At 69.2% G+C, this 18,313-nt stretch carries 18 protein-coding genes; 11 read left to right on the forward strand and 7 right to left on the reverse strand.

The genetic code is table 11. The features are described from left to right. Positions 1-5 precede the first annotated feature (5 nt). From ACZ5BU_RS18275 to pcrA, 3 genes are all read right to left on the reverse strand, one after another. Positions 6-566 (reverse strand): hypothetical protein, encoded by a 561-nt coding sequence (locus ACZ5BU_RS18275; RefSeq protein ID WP_465700283.1) that lies wholly within the window; start codon positions 564-566, stop codon positions 6-8. A 107-nt stretch (positions 567-673) separates the two neighbouring features. Further along, on the reverse strand, positions 674-1,450 hold the full coding sequence (locus tag ACZ5BU_RS18280) for a glycosyltransferase (RefSeq protein ID WP_465701065.1): 777 nt from the start codon (positions 1,448-1,450) through the stop codon (positions 674-676). Between the two features lie 236 nt (positions 1,451-1,686). Further along, positions 1,687-4,002, reverse strand: coding sequence for a DNA helicase PcrA (gene pcrA, locus ACZ5BU_RS18285; protein WP_465700284.1), 2,316 nt, complete (start codon positions 4,000-4,002; stop codon positions 1,687-1,689). A 132-nt stretch (positions 4,003-4,134) separates the two neighbouring features. Here pcrA and ACZ5BU_RS18290 point away from each other — a divergent pair, with 132 nt between their 5' ends. After that, positions 4,135-4,728 carry a ClpP family protease gene (locus ACZ5BU_RS18290; protein ID WP_465700285.1) on the forward strand — a complete coding sequence of 198 codons (594 nt, stop codon included), beginning with the start codon at positions 4,135-4,137 and terminating at the stop codon, positions 4,726-4,728. Beyond that, entirely contained in the window at positions 4,725-5,333 is a 609-nt protein-coding gene (locus tag ACZ5BU_RS18295; RefSeq protein WP_465700287.1) for a ClpP family protease, read from the forward strand. The genes ACZ5BU_RS18290 and ACZ5BU_RS18295 overlap by 4 nt, the downstream gene beginning before the upstream one ends. A 92-nt stretch (positions 5,334-5,425) precedes the next feature. On the opposite strand, the gene ACZ5BU_RS18300 is transcribed toward ACZ5BU_RS18295, so the two are convergent. After that, the gene (locus ACZ5BU_RS18300; RefSeq protein ID WP_465700289.1) at positions 5,426-6,499 is read right to left on the reverse strand and encodes a serine hydrolase domain-containing protein; all 1,074 of its coding nucleotides are present in this window, start codon (positions 6,497-6,499) and stop codon (positions 5,426-5,428) included. 44 nt (positions 6,500-6,543) lie between these two features. Here ACZ5BU_RS18300 and ACZ5BU_RS18305 point away from each other — a divergent pair, with 44 nt between their 5' ends. After that, on the forward strand, positions 6,544-7,257 hold the full coding sequence (locus tag ACZ5BU_RS18305; protein ID WP_465700291.1) for a PIG-L deacetylase family protein: 714 nt from the start codon (positions 6,544-6,546) through the stop codon (positions 7,255-7,257). A 41-nt stretch (positions 7,258-7,298) separates the two neighbouring features. Further along, complete coding sequence (locus tag ACZ5BU_RS18310) at positions 7,299-8,024, forward strand: alpha/beta fold hydrolase (protein ID WP_465700292.1); 726 nt, start codon at positions 7,299-7,301, stop codon at positions 8,022-8,024. Here the strand turns inward: ACZ5BU_RS18310 and ACZ5BU_RS18315 are convergent. From ACZ5BU_RS18315 to ACZ5BU_RS18325, 3 genes are all read right to left on the reverse strand, one after another. Beyond that, positions 8,013-9,335, reverse strand: a complete 1,323-nt coding sequence (locus ACZ5BU_RS18315; RefSeq protein WP_465700294.1) for a C1 family peptidase — start codon at positions 9,333-9,335, stop codon at positions 8,013-8,015. The two genes, ACZ5BU_RS18310 and ACZ5BU_RS18315, sit on opposite strands and share 12 nt — an antisense overlap. Before the next feature lie 110 nt (positions 9,336-9,445). After that, entirely contained in the window at positions 9,446-10,087 is a 642-nt protein-coding gene (locus tag ACZ5BU_RS18320) for a response regulator transcription factor (RefSeq protein WP_359938519.1), read from the reverse strand. After that, on the reverse strand, positions 10,084-11,439 hold the full coding sequence (locus ACZ5BU_RS18325; RefSeq protein ID WP_465700296.1) for a PspC domain-containing protein: 1,356 nt from the start codon (positions 11,437-11,439) through the stop codon (positions 10,084-10,086). The genes ACZ5BU_RS18320 and ACZ5BU_RS18325 overlap by 4 nt, the downstream gene beginning before the upstream one ends. A gap of 344 nt (positions 11,440-11,783) precedes the next feature. Between ACZ5BU_RS18325 and ACZ5BU_RS18330 the strand changes: the two genes are divergently transcribed. The 7 genes from ACZ5BU_RS18330 (at position 11,784) to ACZ5BU_RS18360 (ending at position 18,309) form a co-directional block, all read left to right on the forward strand. After that, a complete protein-coding gene (locus ACZ5BU_RS18330; RefSeq protein ID WP_465700298.1) occupies positions 11,784-13,115 on the forward strand; it encodes a PspC domain-containing protein in 1,332 nt (443 codons plus the stop codon). Next, on the forward strand, positions 13,112-13,300 hold the full coding sequence (locus ACZ5BU_RS18335) for a hypothetical protein (RefSeq protein ID WP_141858343.1): 189 nt from the start codon (positions 13,112-13,114) through the stop codon (positions 13,298-13,300). Before ACZ5BU_RS18330 ends, ACZ5BU_RS18335 begins: the two co-directional genes overlap by 4 nt. Positions 13,301-13,594: 294 nt before the next feature. After that, a complete protein-coding gene (locus tag ACZ5BU_RS18340; protein ID WP_465700300.1) occupies positions 13,595-13,990 on the forward strand; it encodes an MFS transporter in 396 nt (131 codons plus the stop codon). Between the two features lie 27 nt (positions 13,991-14,017). Next, complete coding sequence (locus ACZ5BU_RS18345) at positions 14,018-14,218, forward strand: cold-shock protein (RefSeq protein WP_465700302.1); 201 nt, start codon at positions 14,018-14,020, stop codon at positions 14,216-14,218. A gap of 220 nt (positions 14,219-14,438) precedes the next feature. Beyond that, positions 14,439-15,590 carry an L-histidine N(alpha)-methyltransferase gene (locus ACZ5BU_RS18350; protein ID WP_465700304.1) on the forward strand — a complete coding sequence of 384 codons (1,152 nt, stop codon included), beginning with the start codon at positions 14,439-14,441 and terminating at the stop codon, positions 15,588-15,590. Between the two features lie 8 nt (positions 15,591-15,598). Then, positions 15,599-16,162: a hypothetical protein gene (locus tag ACZ5BU_RS18355; protein ID WP_465700306.1), complete on the forward strand. Its 564-nt coding sequence runs from the start codon at positions 15,599-15,601 to the stop codon at positions 16,160-16,162. 128 nt (positions 16,163-16,290) lie between these two features. Then, positions 16,291-18,309: a ligand-binding sensor domain-containing protein gene (locus tag ACZ5BU_RS18360; protein ID WP_465700308.1), complete on the forward strand. Its 2,019-nt coding sequence runs from the start codon at positions 16,291-16,293 to the stop codon at positions 18,307-18,309. The last annotated feature ends 4 nt before the right edge of the window (positions 18,310-18,313 follow it).

Below are 18,313 nucleotides of genomic sequence, written 5' to 3' on the forward strand. Positions count from 1 at the left end.
GGTGATCAGCGCTGCCAGACTTCGGCGGTGGTGAGGAAGGCTGAGGAGCCGGGGCGGTCCGGGGAGCCGTCGACCTGGACGAAGCCGGGGACCGAGGCGCCGCCGATCGAGACGGTGGCCGAGCGGACCGGGGCGATCACCAGGCTGAGGCTGTGGTTGCCCTCGGCGAGCTGGAAGTTGTCGGTGGCGAACAGCCGCCGGTCCAGCACCCCGCCCATCTCGATCTGGATGTCCGCGGCTTTGGCGCTCAGCCCGTCGGCGAGGTTCATCGAGACCTGGACCAGGTCCCGCTCGACGGCCGGCTCGTGCCACGGCAGACCCTGGACCTCGAGGAACGAGCGGACGAAGTACCGCTCCAGCCAGGCGGCGAGGTCGACGTCCTCAGAGACCACCCGGACGATCCCGTCGAACCACAGGACCACAGCCGTACCGGAGCCGCGGATCGACCAGTCCACCATCCAGATCGACGCGTACGCCGTGACCTTGCCGTGCTCGTCGAACAGCCGGAGCCCAGGATTGGCTCCCGCCAGGATGATCCGGCGGTTGGCGGCCGACGACTTGGGCATAGGGGCGCGCTTCCGGGAGGGGCCGAAGATCCTTGATTGTCTCAATCTCCGGCCCAGATGCAACGCAACCGGTCCAAAACTTGACAAATCTCCCGGCAAACGCCCGTTTAGGCGGGTCGCCAGGGCGCGGCGCGCTCGGCGGAGGCGACCGGATCGTCCGGCCAGACGATCGGGTGGGTCGCGGTGCCGGGGCGGCCGGGCAGGGCCAGGGCGGACTCGACCGCGGTCAGCAGCGCGGCCGACGTGATCGCGTCCGAGTAGCGTTCCCGGACCCACTCCCGGGCTTCGGCCCGGACGGGGTCGTCCGCCGGTACGTCGACCAGCTCGAGCGCACGATCCGCGAGCAGGTGCGGCCGGGCGTCGTCGATCCGCCAGGTGCCCGGCGCCTCGAACAGCTCCTCGCCACCACCGGCCGGGTACCCGACGACCAGGCAGCCGGCGGCCAGCGCCTCCGCGACCGGTAGGCCGAATCCTTCCGAGATACCGAGCGCGACGAACACCGACGTACCGCCGAGGGCCGCCGCGACCTGCGCCTCGGTGAGCTCGGCGAGGACGGCCAGGTCGACGCCGCCGGACCGCGGGTCGTTGCGCAGCAGGCGATCCAGTACGGTCGCCTCGAGCGGCCGGCGCCGCGGCATCCACGCGATCCGCCGCGCCCGCGACACGGCCGGCCGGAACAGCTCGGTGTCGACGGGATTCGGGATCAGGCGCACCGGCAGCTCGGGATGCAACCGCCCGAGGACGTCCCGGCTCTCCCGCGACACCGCCCACACCTCCGGCACCGGATCCCAGCCGGGATAGTCGCTGGTGTCACGCCAGGACCAGTACGTCAGGAAGTGGTTCTGGTTGAAGATCACCTTGCGGACACCGGGCGCCGGATCCACGCCCGGCAACAGGTACAGCTCCGGTACGACGAGCAGGTCGTCGGCGCCGAACTCGAGCTGATCGCCGCCGACGACCGGTGCGGTGGTACTGAACCACGGCGGCCGGTACCCGGGCTTGCGGAACCACAGCGCCGCATCGATCCCCGCCGCCCGGAGCAGCTCGACGTGTTTCGCCTGGACGCGGATCCCGCCGCCGGGCGACTCCGGCTCCTTGACCGCGTAGACGACCCGCGGACTCAGATCTTCTCCACCGGTGCGTACCGCAGCAGCAGCCGCTTGACGCCTTCGGACCCGAAGTCGATGTCGGCCTGCGCTTGCTGGCCTTCACCGCGGACCACGACGACGGTGCCCATGCCGAAGCTGTCGTGCACCACGCGGTCGCCCGGGTTGAGGCTGATCACGGGCTTGTCGGACGCAGTCTTGCGGGCCGGCTCGTACCGGCTCGGGATCCCACTCCCACGGGTCGTGCCGGTGCCGGACCAGCGGGTGATCGCGGACTCGTCCCGCCGCCAGTCGAGCAGCTCGGCCGGGATCTCCTCCAGGAACCGGGACGGCGGGTTGTGCTGCGGAGCGCCGTACGCGGAACGCACGGCGGCCCGGGAGATCGCCAGCCGCTGCCGCGCCCGGGTGATGCCGACGTACGCGAGCCGCCGCTCCTCCTCGAGCTCCCTCAGGTCGGTCAGCGACCGGGAGTGCGGGAAGACCCCGTCCTCCATGCCGGTCAGGAACACCACCGGGAACTCCAGGCCCTTCGCGGTGTGCAGCGTCATCAGCGTGACCACGCCCTCGGTGGCCGCGTCCGGGATCTGGTCCGCGTCCGCGACCAACGCGACCCGTTCCAGGAACGCCTGCAGGTCGGCCGGCTCACCCGCCGCGGTCCGCTCCTCGACGAACTCCCGGGCCACCGAGATGAACTCGTCCAGGTTCTCCAGGCGGGTCTCGTCCTGTGGATCGGGCGACTTCTGCAGGGCTTCGTGGTACCCGGAGCGGTGCAGCGCTACGTCGAGGATGTCGTCCGGCGGGGCGCCCGAGTCGACCATCGCGGTCAGCTCGTCGAGGATGTCCACGAACGCCTGCACCGCGTTCAGCGAGCGGGACGCCATCGCCGGCGCGTCCTGCGCCCGGCGCATCGCCCGCGCGAACGAGATCCGCTCGCGCTGCGCGAGCGCCTCGATCGCGGCCTCGGCCCGGTCGCCGATCCCGCGCTTCGGCTCGTTCATGATCCGGCGCAGCGAGACGGTGTCCTCCGGGTTCACCAGCACGCGCAGGTACGCGAGCGCGTCGCGGACCTCCTTGCGCTCGTAGAACCGGACGCCGCCGACCACCTTGTACGGATGGCCGGTGCGGATGAAGACTTCCTCGAAGACCCGCGACTGCGCGTTGGTCCGGTAGAACACGGCGACGTCGGACGGCCTCACACCCTCGGCATCCGCGAGCCGGTCGATCTCGTCGGCGACGAACTGCGCCTCGTCGTGCTCGTTGTCGGCGACGTACACCGCGATCTGCTCGCCCGCGCCCTGGTCGGACCAGAGGTTCTTCGCCATCCGGCCCTCGTTGCGCGCGATCACCGCGTTGGCCGCGGTCAGGATCGTCTGCGTGGAGCGGTAGTTCTGCTCCAGCAGGATGGTCTCGGCGCCGGCGAAGTCCTCCTCGAAGGCGAGGATGTTCCGGATCGTCGCGCCACGGAAGGCATAGATCGACTGGTCCGAGTCGCCGACCACCATCAGCTCGGCCGGCGGCGCAGTCGGGCCGTTGTAGTCCGCCGGATCCTCACCACACAGCTCGCGGATCAGCGTGTACTGCGCGTGGTTGGTGTCCTGGTACTCGTCGACGAGCACGTGGCGGAAGCGACGGCGGTAGTACTCCCGGACCTCGGGGAAGGCCTGCAGCAGGTTGACCGTGGTCATCAGCAGGTCGTCGAAGTCCAGTGCGTTCGCCTGGGCGAGCCGCTCCTGGTAGATCCGGTAGCACTCGGCGTACGTCTCCTCGAGATGGTTCTCCGCCTTCGCGGCGGCCGTCTCGTGGTCGATCAGCTCGTTCTTCTGGGTCGAGATCCAGTTCAGCACGGCGCGCGGGTTGTACCGCTTGACGTCCAGGTCGAGCTCGCGGCAGACCAGCGTCATCAGCCGGCGCGAGTCGGTGTCGTCGTAGATCGAGAACGTCGAGTTGATCCCGAACCGCTTGATGTCGCGGCGCAGGATCCGCACACAGGACGAGTGGAACGTCGAGACCCACATGATCTTCGCCCGCGGACCGACCAGGTCCACCACCCGCTCGCGCATCTCCGCGGCGGCCTTGTTGGTGAACGTGATCGCCAGGATCGATCCCGGGTGCGCGTCCCGCGCGGCCAGCAGGTAGGCGATCCGCCGGGTCAGCACCCGGGTCTTGCCCGAGCCCGCACCGGCCACCACCAGCAGCGGTTTCCCGGCATGCACGACCGCCGCCCGCTGCTGCGGATTCAGCCCTTCGAGCAGCTTGTCCGGGTCGGGGCGGGACGTCTTGGGCTCCTCCAGCGGCACCGGGAGCTCATCAGGCGAGAACAGCGTAGTCATCACCCAACACCTTAGGCGCTCCCGCCGACAGTTACCGAAAACGACGGTGCCGAGCGTGGATTTGCTGTCGGCAGACTTGCCGTCAGCAGAAAAGCTGGGATGTACGGGCCGGCGCGGACAACCCTTGAAGACATGGCAGAAGACATGAAACCCCCGCTGTTCAACGAGAGCGCGCGGCAGCGGCTGTTCGAGCAGCGGATCGTCGTACTGGACCGGGCGCTCGACGACGACCTCGGAACCCTGCTGGCGACCCAGATCCTGACGCTGGCGGCCCAGGACCCGGCCACCGACATCGCGTTCTGGATCCACTCCCCCGGCGGCTCGGTGCCGTCGATGCTGGCGATCCGGGACGCGATGCGGCTGGTGCCGTGCGACGTGTCGACGCTGGCGATCGGGCTGGCCTGCAGCGCGGGACAGTTCCTGCTGTCGGCCGGTACGCCGGGCAAGCGGTACGCCCTGCGGCACGCCCGCGTACTGATGCACCAGGGCTCGGCCGGGATCGGCGGCTCCGCGGTGGAGATCGAGATCCAGGCGAACGACCTGCGGCACATCCGCGACACCGTGCTCGGGCTGATCGCGACCGACACCGGGCAGCCGTTCGACGTGATCCACGAGGACTCGCTGCACGACCACTGGTACACCGCGGAACAGGCCCGCGAGTACGGGTTCATCGACCACATCGTCGAGTCGTTCGACCAGGTGATGCCAGGGAGGGCAGCGGCATGAGCAGCTACACGATTCCCAATGTGATCGCGTCGCACCCGCGGGGTGAGCGGATCATGGACGTCTACTCGCACCTGCTGACCGAGCGGGTCATCTACCTCGGTACGGCGATCGACTCCGGTGTCGCGAATGCGATCATCGCCCAACTCCTGCACCTGGAGACGGACAGTCCCGAGTCGGAGATCAACCTCTACATCAACTGCGAGGGCGGCGACATGTCCGCCATGCTGGCGATCTACGACACCATGCAGTACATCCAGTCGCCGGTCGCGACGTACGGCGTCGGCCAGGCGATCTCCGCCGGGGCGGTGCTGCTGTCGGCGGGTACGGCGGGGCGCCGGGCGATCCTCCCGCACGCGCGGGTGGTCCTGCACCAGCCGGCCGGCCGCGGCCAGGGCACCATCCCGGATCTGATCCTGCAGGCCGACGAGGTGGTCCGGGTCCGCGGCCAGGTCGAGGAGATCCTCGCGCGGCACACCGGCCAGACCGTCGAGCGCCTACGGCACGACACCGACCGCGACCACGTCCTGACCGCCGAGGGCGCCAAGGAGTACGGGCTCGTCGACCACGTGATCGCCGAGCGGGCACCACTCGCGGCATTGACGTGAGGCCCGAACGACAGGAGGTGCCGGGCTCGATCGACCGAGCAGCAGCGTGCGGCGAAGGTCGGGCAGGCCGCTGAGGGCGACACCTCCTGTTGTTAGGTCCCCGCCGCCTCCAGCACCTTGTCGGCGACCGCGGCGTGGTGGGCGAGGTCGGCGTGGGGGCGGCCGACCCGGTTCGTCAGATAGGCGTACGCGATCCGGCGGTCGGGGTCGGCCCAGCCGATGCAGCAGTTGCTGCCGTTGTGGCCGAACGTACGGGGGCTGCTCAGCGACCCGAGCGACGTCCGCGCGCCTTCCAGCCAACGTGGTCCGCCCAGCTGGAACCCTTGTGACCAGCGGATCGGCGCCCGAGCAGTTCGGTCCATTTCGCCTTCGCTGCTCGGCTCGACCGCGACCGCCAGCGTCGCCGGGGCGAGCAGCGCGCCGACCAGCAGCCCCTGGTAGAACGTCGCCAGGTCCCGCGCCGTCGTCGACACCCCGGCCGCCGGTACGACCGCCGCGCGGGTACTCCGCCGGTTCAGCACCGACTGGAGGAACGGCCCGGCCGCACCGGAGGCCTTGATCGGTACGTACTGGTCCAACCGCTCGGCGGGCACCCCGAGGAAGGTGTCGCCGAGCGCGAGCGGTTCGAGGATCCCCCGCCGTACCAGTTCCTCGATCGGCACTCCACTGCACCGGCGGGCCACCTCGGCGAGGACGAACCCGAACGCCAGCGGGCTGTACGCGACCGTCCCGATCGGCCAGCGCAGCTTGGCGTCCTCGATCCGGCGCAGCGACCGCTCCCAGTCGCTCATCGCCCGCGCCTCGCCCGCGTACGAGCCGGCGTGCGACAGCCCAGACCGGTGCCGCAGGACCTCGCGGACGGTGATCTCGCGCTTCCCGTTCCGCGCGAACTCCGGCCAGTACGCCGCCACCGCGTCGTCGAGGTGCAACCGACCGGCCTCGACCAGCTGGTGGATCACCACCGCGACGAACGGCTTGCTCGCGGAGAAGAGCCAGAACAACGCGTTCGGTGAACACCCGAAGGAGCGGTCGAGCACCACGCGCCCGTCCCGGACGACGCACAACTGCGCGATCCCGCCGCGCGCCTCGATCAGCCCGATCGCCTCCGCGAGCCGATCGGGATCGAAGCCGGCGTCCTCTGGATCGCAGGTGCCACCGAACTCCATGAATTCCACTGTGCCCGCCCGCACCAAGAGTTATGGTCAGCCCCGTGACTGAACCACGACCTGACAGTGAGATCGAGCGGATCCTCGTGGTGGTCGCGCACCCCGACGACATCGACTTCGGCGGCGCCGGCACCGTCGCGCTGTGGACAAAGGCCGGCATCGAGGTGCAGTACTGCATCGTCACCGACGGTCAGGCCGGCGGCTTCGAACCGGAGCGGGACCGCGCCGAGATTCCCGCCGTCCGACGGGCCGAGCAGACGGCCGCCGCGCAGCACGTCGGCGTCCGCGAGCTGCACTTCCTCGGGTACCAGGACGGCGCCGTCGAGCCGACCGCCGGCCTGGTCCGCGACATCAGCCGGGTGATCCGTACGGTCCGCCCGCAGCGCATCCTCACCCAGTCCCCCGAGCGCTCGTGGAACCGCCTGCAGGTCTCCCACCCGGACCACCTGGCCGCGGCCGAGGCGACGGTCCGCGCGTTCTACCCGGCCGCCGGCAACCCGTACGCGTACCCGGACCTGCCGGAAGAGGCCTGGGACGTCGGCGAGCTGTGGATGATCGACCACCCGACGGCCAACCACTACGTCGACATCACCGACACGTTCGATCAGAAGCTGGCCGCGCTGATGTCGCACACCAGCCAGCACCGCGACCCCGAGGGTCTCCGCACCGGCATCCGCGCCAACTTCGCCCGCGTCGCTGCCACCGCAGGCTTTCCGGCCAACCACTACGCGGAGGCGTTCACCGTCGTTCGCGTGTAATCGATTTGCCGCACAAGCCTCCCGGCAGGGAGGGTTCAGCCATGACGATTTCTCATGCAGTGACCGGGGACGGCCCGGATTTGTTGCTGGTGCACGCCGGCGTTGCCGACTCACGGATGTGGGCACAGCAGGTGGCGGAGCTGAAGACCAGCCATCGGGTGATCACCCTCGACCTGCGCGGGTACGGCGAGTCGCCGTCGGCGCCGCAGTACTCCGACGCCGGCGACGTACTCGCGCTGCTCGAGGAGCTCCAGGCGCACGACGTGACGGCGGTCGGGGCGTCGTACGGCGGGTACGTCGTACAGCAGGTGGCGAGTCGCCGGCCGGAGCTGTTCTCGCGGCTGGTGCTGCTCTGCGCGCCGACCGACAACGTGCAGCCGGACGACGAACTCCGGGCGCTGTGGGCCGAGGAGAACAAGCTGCTCGAGGCCGGCGACGTCGACGGCGCGACCGACCTGACCGTACGCCGCTGGATCGGCCCCGACGCGGACCACGAGGCCCGCGAGCTGCTCCGGGTGATGCAGAAGCGTGCGTACGACGTACAGCTGGCGGCCGGCGACGTCGACAACGAGGAATGGCCGGTCGAGCCGGAAAAGATCAGCGCGCCCGTGCGACTGGTCACGGGCGCGCATGACTTCGCGTTCTTCACCGACAGCGCGGACTACCTCGCCGACCGGCTACCGGCCCCGGAGCGGATCCACCTCCCCTGGGCCGGCCACCTGCCGACTCTGGAGCGTCCGGCCGAGGCGCTGGAACTACTGGGCTAGGGCACCCATCGGGTCCCAGGCGGGGAGCACGATCGGCGCGTCGTCCAGGCGCGCCTGCAACTCGGCCGGCAGCGCGGAGCGGCGGACCGCGATCTCGAAGACGTGCTCGCCGAACCACGAGTCGTTCATGGTCCAGAAGCCGTTGTCGGCCTTCTCGTCGCCCCAACTGTTCTCGACCCGCCAGCGGCGCGGCTCGCCGTCCACCACGTCCACGCCGGTGAACAGCATCGCGTGCGTCATCAGGGTCTCGTGGTGGACCAGGCGGTCGGCCTTGTCCAGCGTGAACTCGGTGTCGTAGACGGCGCTGTAGTCGTACAGCTTCGCGTCCCAGAAGCCGAGGTCGGCGTTCATCTGCTTGCCGACGTCGCAGCCGAACCAGACCGGCTCGCCGCCGACGATCGCGTCCTGGGTGAGCTTCTTCATCAGGTCGATGTCGACGTTCAGGTACACCACCGGCGGCGCGTCGATGACATTGCCGAGGAAGTCGACGGTGAACGTCTTGCCGACCGGGCTGGTCGACCGCGGGTCGTGCACGAGGCAGACGTACTCGTCGACGGGCAGCTGGACGTACGCCCGGGCGAACTCGGTCGGCGTCACCCAGCCGTCGCGGTGGAAGCCCTTGTCGCTGTCCTTCCACTGCCACAGGAACTTCTGCGGCGGCGTACCGAGGTGGATGCTGAGCACCCGATGCACGGTGGTGAGGATCTCGCCCTTGCGGTCGCGGCGCGCCTCCTCGCCCTCCAGCGTCCGCAGGTCGCGCGCGCCCTGGCGGAGCAGCTTGCGGAGGATGTCGTTCATCTGCGCGGTCGCCGACGAGCTCTCGCTCTCCGGCATCGCCGACTTCGGCACCAGGCCGTGCTTGCGGACCACCGCGATGAACATGTTCCACTGGCCGCCGTCACCGATCGGGTCGGACAGCAGGTGCGCGACGGTCCGGTCGTCGGCGTCGCGGTCCGCGGTCTCGATGATCGCCTCGAGGAAGAAGTTCGCCCGCTCGAACTTGTCCCAGAACAGCACGTAGTTCTGGGAGAACTCGAAGTCCTTGACGCCGAGTTTCTCGGCGGCACCGACCCGGAGCAGGTTCAGGCCGGCGAACATCCAGCACCGCCCGCTCTTCTTCTGGTTCGTCACCTTCCAGTCGTCCAACTGGTTCGACACCGAATGGTCGATCGAGGTGAGGACCTGACGGTCCAGGGCAATGCTGTTGACCGGCGTCTGCGTGACGGCGTTCTGCATCACCCGGTACTGCGGGTTCGACGCGAACTCCTTCTCGAAGAGCGCGAGCTGATCGGCTGTGAGATTCCGCTCCATAAGAGTCGACGGTATAACAGCCGCCAAGCCCGGACCGCCGCAACGGTGTGGCGCATGTATGCCCTGGCCGAAACGCGCCACCGGCCAGGGCTCGCGCGGGCAGTGCGTGATCAGACCAGGCGGCGGTCGGTGGCCCAGCGGGTGAGTTCGTGACGGTTGGAGAGCTGGAGCTTGCGGAGTACGGACGAGACGTGGGTCTCCACGGTCTTCACCGAGATGAAGAGCTCGCGGGCGACCTCCTTGTACGCGTAGCCGCGGGCGATCAGCCGCAGCACCTCCCGCTCGCGCTGGGAGAGGCGGTCGAGGTCCTCGTCGACCGACGCGATGTCGATCGCGCCGGAGAACGCGTCCAGGACGAAGCCGGCCAGCCGCGGTGAGAACACCGCGTCGCCCTCGGCGACCCGGTTGATCGCGTCGACCAGCTCGGTGCCGGAGATGTTCTTGGTCACATACCCGCGGGCGCCGGCCCGGATCACGCCGATCACGTCCTCGGCCGCGTCCGACACCGACAGCGCCAGGAACTTGATGTCCGGGTGCCGCTGGTGCACCTGCTTCATCACCTCGGTACCACCGCCGCCCGGCAGGTGGACGTCGAGCAGCACCACGTCGGGCTCGGTACCGACGATCGCCTTGACCGCGGTGTCGACGTCGGAACCCTCCCCGACGATGTCGACCGAGCTGCCGATCTCGCTGCGTACCCCGGCCCGGAACATGTCGTGATCGTCGACGACGACAACGCGCCTGCTACTCATCTGTCCATCTCCAGTCGCACTTCGGTCCCTGTCTCCGGATCGGACCGCACTGTCGCGCGCCCGCCGTGCCGTTCCATTCTGCCCATCACACTGTGCCGCAGGCCGAGCCGGTCGTCCGGGACGTCGTCCACCACGAAGCCCTTGCCGCGGTCCCGGACGAACATCTCCACCCGGTCGCCGTCCACCTCGACGAACACGTCGATCTTCGCCGCACCGGAGTGCTTGGCCGCGTTCACCATCGACTCCCGGGCGGCCCGGACCATCGACGCCAGCTGCTCGGTCAGGTCGCAGTCGCCGACCGTGACCACCTCGATCGGTACGCCGTGCGAGTCCTCGACCTCCGCGGCGGCCTGTTTCGCGGCCCCGGTGACGGTCTGGCCGGCGTCGTGCTCCTCGTCGTACAGCCAGGACCGCAGCTCGCGCTCCTGGGAACGTGCCAGCCGCGCGACCGCCTTCGGGTCCTCGGCCTGCTTCTGGATCAGCGCCAGCGTCTGCAGCACCGAGTCGTGCAGGTGGGCGGCCATGTCGGCGCGCTCCTGCGAGCGGACCCGCTCGGCGCGCTCGGCGTTCAGGTCGCGGGTCAGCCGGTGCACCCACGGGCCGGCGATGACGCCGATCCCGACCACCGCGAGCAGCAGGGCGATCAGTACGTCGCCGACCATCTGGAGGCGGCCGTTCTGGACCAGGAACAGGGTGACCGCAGTCCCGAGCAGGACCAGGCCGACGGCGATCCGGACCAGCGACTTCCAGCCGCCCTTGCCGAGCACCAGGCCGAGGAACGGGACGCGGATGTCCTGCGTCCACTTGTCCTTCTGGGCCTCGTCGGCCTGCCGCCAGATCAGTGCGAGACCGGTCGCCGCGAACACCAGCGGCCAGAACAGCTTCCCGGCGATGCCGAGCCCGGCGACCTGCAACAGGATCAGCACACCGATCCCGATCGCGACCAGCGCGGGCAGCTGGCCGCGGCTCTTCTCCCGCTTACGCTGCTTCGCCTCGGCGACCGGCGCCGGCGGCTCGTCGGTCCGCATCCCGGAGCGCGTGTGCGCGGCCAGGCCCGGTGCGCCCGGCACCGTCTCGGGTGCGAGCGGCATCAGGAACCACAGCGCCGCGTAGATCAGTACGCCGAAGCCGCCGGACACAGTGGTCGCGATCAGCACCAGCCGTACGACAGTGTCCGAGATCCCGAGGTGATCCGCTATCCCACCGGCAACACCGGCGATCACGCGTCCTTCGGTACGGCGGTACGCCCGGCGCGGCGCGTCCGAGCGCGGCGCGGACTGCCCCGGTGGCAGGTAGGACGAGCTGCTGAACGGACCGGTGTAGCCGCCGGTGACACCTGCCTGGGCGCTCATGCGCGCAGCGTAGGCGGCGTACGGGCCCTGGTACTGGCCGGCCGGTCCCTGCGGGCCCCAGCCTTTGTAACGCCACTGGTCCTGGTTCTGGCCAGGCGTAGCCTCAGGCGGGGCTCCGTTGTCGGAGGGTCCGCCCGGCGGCGCGGCTGCTGGCTGGCTCATCACCACGATCGTCACATGCGGACCGGCCCGACACCAGCGGGCTTGTCCCCGGCCGCCTCCTCAACGCCTGCCCGGCCGGCTCAGGGTCGCCTCGGGGTGAACCCCGATTTCGGGCCACTCCGGGGGCCGTCAGGGTGCATCCCCGATGTTCGCGGCGGGAAACTGGTGTGAGTATCGATGGCATGGAGCAGAACCAGAGTGGACCCGCCGGGTTCGACCGCGACCGCCTGCAGAACCCGCAGAGCTGGCGTCGCAGCAGGTCGGACCGCTGGGTCGCGGGTGTCTGCGGCGGTATCGGCCGTTCGCTGAACATCGACCCCGTGCTGGTCCGCGTGGTGATGGCCGTACTGATCATCAGCGGCCCGGGCATCGTCTTCTACCTGGCCGCCTGGCTGCTGATGCCCGAGGAGGGCAGCGACCGGGCGCCGGTGCAGAGCGTGCTCGGCGACAAGATCCGGACCGACCACCCGTGGTTCTGGCCGGTGGTGATCGGGATCTGCCTGTTCGCGGCGATCGCGACCATGTCGTCGTTCAAGTTCGGCCACTTCGTCCCCGGTCCGGTGATCGTGGTGGCGGTGATCTGGCTGCTCGCCAAGCACCGCAAGGGCAACAAACAGAACCACGGGCCGCAGCAGCCGCCGCAGCCGCAGCCGCCTCAGTACGGGCAGCCGATGCGGCCGCAGGACACGACGTCCCCGGCCGGCTCCGGCCAGCAGTTCACCTCGGCGTACACGCCTCCTCAGACCGGCCCGTCAGCTCCCCCGGCGGGCCCGTCGTCCTCGGCCACACAGCGACCCCAGGACCGCACCGTCGAACCGGTCCAGCCTGTGTGGACCGAGGACGACCCCCTAGGCCTGTACGTCGACGAGCCGGCCGGCGGTCGCGGTACGACGGCCACGACCACTCCGGCTGCGCCGCCCGCGAAGGGCATGCGCGGGGTGAAGTCGATCGTCGTCGTCCTGACCGGCCTCGCGATCGGTATCGCCGCGCTGGCCCATGCGTCCACTGCAACGATGCTGGTGATCGGCGTGGCAACGCTGGGCGCCGGCATGCTGATCGGCGGGTTCGTCGGCCGGACGCTCGGCCTGCTCCCGCTCGGGATCCTGCTCGCGGCGGGTGCGGTCGTCAGTACGGTCTTCACCAACGTGCCGCGGAACTTCGCCGACACGAACTACGTGGCGCCGGTCGGTACGACGATCACCGCTACCGGGTCGACGTACAACTTCGACGCCGGGTCGGTGCACCTGGACCTGACCAAGGCGAAGTTCGCCGACGGCGCGAAGGTGGACGTACGTGGCGGCGTCGGCGAGGTGATCGTCAAGGTCCCGAATGACGTCGACGTGAAGGGGCAACTGTCGACCGAGATGGGAGACGTTGCCTTCCTCAACGACAACCACAGCGGCCATAATGCGAGCCTGACCCTCAACGACCAGGGCGCCGACGGCAAGGCCGGCGAACAGGTCATCGTGGACGTGAGCCTCAAACTGGGCAGCATCAAGGTGGAACGCGGATGAGCCAGCAACGCAAGACCAGGCCGGACGTACCCGGCGTGGTGGCGGGCACCGTCCTGACCGGTGCCGCCACGATCTGGATGCTCACCGACAATGGAGTCCTGCAGACCGACGACCTCGGCGTCACCAGCGCCCTCCTGCTGGTCACCGCCGGGCTATTGGGCCTGGCCGCCTCGCACCGCGGCTGACCCCGCGGGGAACTCGGTGGACGGCGTTAGGCAGCTTCTCTAGGCTTCGGGGCGTGACCAGCCCGGAGGCGGACAGACCGTAACCGCCGGCCGTTCCGTGACGACCCCGGAACCGGCCGGAGACGACTCATGCCGTCTTCCTCTGGTTACGGAGTACCTCCATGCCTTTCGTGCTGTATCTGCTCGGCCTGGCCGTTTTCGCCCAGGCGACCTCCGAGTTCATGCTCTCCGGGCTCGGCCCGGAGATCGCCCAGGACCTGGGCGTCTCGATCTCGCCTCGGCTCGTTCGCGGGCGTGACGGTCGCGGGGCGGTACGCCGACCGTCGCGACCACCGGCTCGTGTTCGTTGCCGGGGGCATCCTGTTGCTTGGGTGGATCACATACGCGCTGACATCGGCGTACGTCGTACCGTCCATCGTGCTGGTGCTGGTCCAGGGGGCGTTGTCGTTCGCGGTCGGGTCGACGTTGATCGCGTACGCGCTGTATGCGGGCTCCCAGGACCCGGTCCTGACCGGCGGACTGGCCACCGCCGCCCTCAACGTCGGCGCCGCCGCCGGGCCGGTGCTCGGCGGGCTCGCGATCGGCGTGTCCGGCTTCCGTGGACCGCTCTGGGTGAGCGCGGCACTGGTGGCTGTCGCGCTGGTTGCCGGCGGCTCGATTAAGCTTGTTGGTCGCGAGGGGCCTGGGTAGAGCGGGTTCCGTGGTCGAGGAGATTCGATGGTGCGCGGCACCGTGAAGTGGTTCAACGCGGACAAGGGCTACGGCTTCCTGGCCGTCGACGGTCAGGACGACGTGTTCGTGCACTGGAGCAAGATCGTCTCCGACGGGTACAAGACCCTCGAGGACGGCCAGCAGGTCGACTTCCAGATCGTCGACGGCCCCAAGGGACGAGAGGCCGACGCGGTCACTCCGGTCTGAGGTCGTCTGGGAGTCCTGCGCCGTCGCGAGCAGGTGCTCGGCGGAGTGCAGCGCAAGGCGGAGGACGGGGCTCGGAGTGGGGTTCTCCGTGCCCCGTCCTCCAACGCGGCGATGTGCCCGCCGAGCGCCGCGCAGTAGGCGCAGGACTCCCAGACGTCCTCCACCAGCGGTACGGTCCGGTAAACGGTAACCTGACCTCTCATCGTGTGAGGGGTGAGACGTGGCCGATCCGGTACCCGTGATCCGGAAGCTCGAGCATGCGCTGGCGGACGACGACTTCGCCTGGTCCTTGCTGCTCGTCGGTGAGGACCAGACCGACAAGCTGGCGACGCTCACCGGTGACCTGCGCGGCCCGTTCTCGGCTTCCGGCGACGGCAAACGGATCACGTCCGGTTTCTCGTACTGGGGGATCGCGCCGACGATCGCCTGGGCGAACGCCACCAACGACCCGTTCTACCTGGTGATGAAGGCCGGCGCCGAGTCGTTCCAGCGGCACTGGCGCAAGGTCCGGACGCATTTCGAGAACGGCGGCTTCCACCTGGTCAGCCTCGGCGTCGGCACCGGCGTGAAGGACCGGACCATCCTCGGCGACATGCGCCGGAACAACCCGGACATGTACTACATCCCGGTCGACATGAGCTCGGAGATGCTGCGGATGGGCACGCTGGAGCCCGTCCGCGGCGCCCGGTTCCCGGTGTCCCAGGTGCTACCGGTGCAGCTGGACTTCTCGATCGACGACAACATGGACGAGCTGGCCCAGATGCTGGCCCGGCTGGTCGGTGACGACCCGATCCTGTTCACGCTGACCGGCAACACGCTGGCCAACTTCGAGAGCGACGAGGAACTGCTCGGCACCCTGACCCGGGTTCTGCGGCCGCAGGACCGCCTGCTGCTCGAGGTCGCCAGTACGACACGACTCGACCAGGAGACCGCCGACGCGGCCGCGGACGAGTACCACCAGACCAGGGCGTTCGCGGAGTTCGTGACCAGCGCCCTGCGGTACAACACCGACCTGAAGATCAGCAACGAGCTGGTCAGGTTCATCGGCGCGGTCGAGGACGACGACGCGCTGCTGGTCAAGATCCTCTGGCAGAACGACACCGGCGAAGAGATCCGGATGGAACTGCCCGACCACACCGAGGTGGTACTCCCGGTCGGCGACACGATCCGGCTCTACACCACGAGGAAGTACTCCACCGACCGGCTCAAGCGGCTCACCGAGGCGTGCCAGCTGACCCCGATCGAGGCAATCCAGTCCCAGTTCCGGTACGCCCGCCGGGCGAACCCGTTCGGTCTGGAGCTGCTGCTGCTCGCACCGGAGGCGGCCGGCGAGACCCCGCACACCCTCGCCGACGACATCTGGTCCGTGTGAGTCGAGGGGTGAACCTCCGCAGGTTCGTCAGCTTTGTCACGTACGGGCTCCTCGCGGTCGCGTTCGTCCTGGGCATCATCTGGTTCATCTGGCCGGGGAACTCGCGCTGGGAGCCGGCGGTCAACTCGCTGACGCTGGTCGCCGGACTGACCGGCATCTTCGTGGAACGGCTGACCTCCGAGGCAGAGCGTCGTACCGAGGTACTGCGAGCGGTCGCGGACGAACTGCACGAGAACACCCGGCTGCTGAACGACCCACGGTTCTCGCCGGACGCGCCGACCACCCGGCAGGTGTACCCGCGGCTGATCGTGTCCGCGGTGGACCTCGCGCTGGTGTCCGGTGCGCTCGGCCTGCACAAGGACGCCGAGCTGGTCGGGTTGCTGCACCGCTGGCGGGACACCGTGCACCTGTTCAACCGGCGCCTCGACCTGACCGAGGTCAGCACGTTCTCGAACACGATCTCGCCCGCCGAGCTGGCCGCGTTCCGCCGAGCGCTGCAGCGCGACGACAGCTACCTCGCGGCGACCCGGGAGATGCTCCAGGAGCTGCTCAGTAAGCTGCCTGACCTTTAACGGCCGAGGCCGTAACCGCGCCCGCCGCTGCCAGTAACTGCAAATTCCGCTGAGTGGTTGACTTCGTCACGCCGCGAGCGCTTCACTTTCGGACAGGACCGTAAATACGGCACCCCGGAGGCAACCGCATGCGATCAGTCCGCTCCCTTCTCGCCCTGGCCGTCACCGCCCTGTTCGTCACCACGCTCGCCACACCGGCCCAGGCGGGGCACAATCCACCGACGGCGACGGTCGTTTCCCTCGGCGTTCCGCTGTCCGACGTACTGCTGATCGGGGGCACCGTCGCCCCCGGCCCGAACGGCAAGACCGCGATCTGGAACGTGTCCAGCGGGGCTCCGGCGTACCTGAACGCCATCGACCCGGCCACCGGCGACAGCCTGCTGTCCGCGGCACTGCCCGGCGGCGACGGCAGCTACGCGGTCTCCGCCGCACCGGACGGGACGATCTACGCGGGCACCTATTACAACGGCCACCTGTACCGGCTGAAGCCCGGCGCGACGACCGTGGAGGACCTCGGACAGCCGCTCGCCGGCGAGACTTTCATCCTGCGGATCACCGTCGACGAGCAGGGCAACGTGTACGGCGGTACCTACCCGCACGGCAAGGTGTTCCGGTACGACCACGCGACCGGCGCGGTCCGCGACTACGGCACGATCAAGGCCGGCCAGGGGTACGTGAAGAGCATCGACTACTGGAACGGCAAGCTCTACACCGGCTCCGAGCCGGACGCCTACTTCTCCGAGGTCGACGTGACCACCGGTGCGGTCACCGAGATCCCGGCGCCGCCCGGGATGGGCGACCCGAAGAACCAGGTCGTCTACGACCTGAACGTCCGCGGCGGCCGGATGTACACCCGGGTCAGCACCGCGTTCCCCGGCCCGCTGTACGTCTGGGACATCGCGTCGCGGACCTGGGTCGACACGATCCCGAACGAGCACGGCCTGGACATCTCGCCGATCGGCGCGAACGGTGCGATCTACATGATCCAGGCGAGCGAGCTGAAGAAGTACGACCCGGCGACGAAGACGCTCACCGGTACCGGCCTGACGTTCACCGGCCGGATCCAGAACGCCCGCGCGATCGGGTACGCCGACCTGAACCTGCCCGACTATCCGGGAACCAGCGTGGTCGGCACGCTCTGGCGCGGCGAGGAGTTCCGGTACAACCCGCAGACCGGCAAGTCCGAGATCTTCCAGACCAAGGTCCGGCGGGAGCCGATCCAGATCCTGGCCGTGGCCGGCGGGAAGAACAGCATCTACGCCGGCGGCTTCCTGAACGGGGGTGTGTCCGTCGTCAACCCGGACACCGGGGAGGCCAAGTTCAACCGGTTCTCGCAGGTCGAGGCGCTGATGGAGGGTTCCGACGGCAAGGTGTACGTCGGCGCGTACCCGGAGGCCCGCCTCTACTCGTACGACCCCACGCAGCCGTGGAGCAGCCCGGAGTACTCCCCCGGACCGCCCGGGACGCCGGACAACCCGGTGCAGCTGCTCAACCTGAAACCGGACATCTTCCAGACCCGCGCCCGGACGCTGGTCGAGGTGGACGGCAAGATCGCGGTGGGTACGGTGCCCGACGGTGACCGGCTCGGCGGCGCGCTGGTCATCTACGACCCGAAGACCGGGGCGAGCGAGAAGTACCGCAACGTGGTCCAGGACGAGTCCGTGTACGGCCTCACCGCCCACTGCGGCATCGTGTACGGCGGTACGTCGATCGCCGGCGGCCTGGTCACGACGCCACCGACCCGCACGGCGGGCACAGTATTCGCCTGGGACGTCGCCAACAAGAAGAAGCTGTGGGAGACCGTGCCGGTGCCGGGTGCGGCAACGGTCTCGTCCGTGACGATCGGGCCGGACGGCCTGCTCTGGGGCGTGGCCGGCAAGACCGTGTTCGCGCTCTCCCCGGACAACGGCAAGCTGAAGCGGTCCTTCACGCTCGGCACCACGACCTCCAGCGGCGATATCGTCGCGACCTCGGAGGCGGTTTACGTGAGTATCGACCTGAACAAGATCTATCGGATCGAGCCCGGGGCGAAATCGGTCCCGGCGCTGTTCGTCGAGCACGCCCATTCCCGGCTCGGCGTCCGTGGAGATCACCAACTGCTGATGACGAAGGGACCCGAGCTGTTCCGGATTGATATCAGCCGTTGACAGC

The organism is Kribbella sp. NPDC031520 (assembly GCF_055580825.1).

Coding starts and splice junctions, on each gene's coding strand:
- ACZ5BU_RS18275 (WP_465700283.1), bottom strand. CDS start 566: ATGCCCAAGTCGTCGGCCGCCAACCGCCGGATCATCCTGGCGGGAGCC.
- pcrA (WP_465700284.1), bottom strand. CDS start 4,002: ATGACTACGCTGTTCTCGCCTGATGAGCTCCCGGTGCCGCTGGAGGAG.
- ACZ5BU_RS18290 (WP_465700285.1), top strand. CDS start 4,135: ATGGCAGAAGACATGAAACCCCCGCTGTTCAACGAGAGCGCGCGGCAG.
- ACZ5BU_RS18295 (WP_465700287.1), top strand. CDS start 4,725: ATGAGCAGCTACACGATTCCCAATGTGATCGCGTCGCACCCGCGGGGT.
- ACZ5BU_RS18300 (WP_465700289.1), bottom strand. CDS start 6,499: ATGGAGTTCGGTGGCACCTGCGATCCAGAGGACGCCGGCTTCGATCCC.
- ACZ5BU_RS18310 (WP_465700292.1), top strand. CDS start 7,299: ATGACGATTTCTCATGCAGTGACCGGGGACGGCCCGGATTTGTTGCTG.
- ACZ5BU_RS18315 (WP_465700294.1), bottom strand. CDS start 9,335: ATGGAGCGGAATCTCACAGCCGATCAGCTCGCGCTCTTCGAGAAGGAG.
- ACZ5BU_RS18320 (WP_359938519.1), bottom strand. CDS start 10,087: ATGAGTAGCAGGCGCGTTGTCGTCGTCGACGATCACGACATGTTCCGG.
- ACZ5BU_RS18325 (WP_465700296.1), bottom strand. CDS start 11,439: ATGAGCGCCCAGGCAGGTGTCACCGGCGGCTACACCGGTCCGTTCAGC.
- ACZ5BU_RS18330 (WP_465700298.1), top strand. CDS start 11,784: ATGGAGCAGAACCAGAGTGGACCCGCCGGGTTCGACCGCGACCGCCTG.
- ACZ5BU_RS18335 (WP_141858343.1), top strand. CDS start 13,112: ATGAGCCAGCAACGCAAGACCAGGCCGGACGTACCCGGCGTGGTGGCG.
- ACZ5BU_RS18345 (WP_465700302.1), top strand. CDS start 14,018: ATGGTGCGCGGCACCGTGAAGTGGTTCAACGCGGACAAGGGCTACGGC.
- ACZ5BU_RS18360 (WP_465700308.1), top strand. CDS start 16,291: ATGCGATCAGTCCGCTCCCTTCTCGCCCTGGCCGTCACCGCCCTGTTC.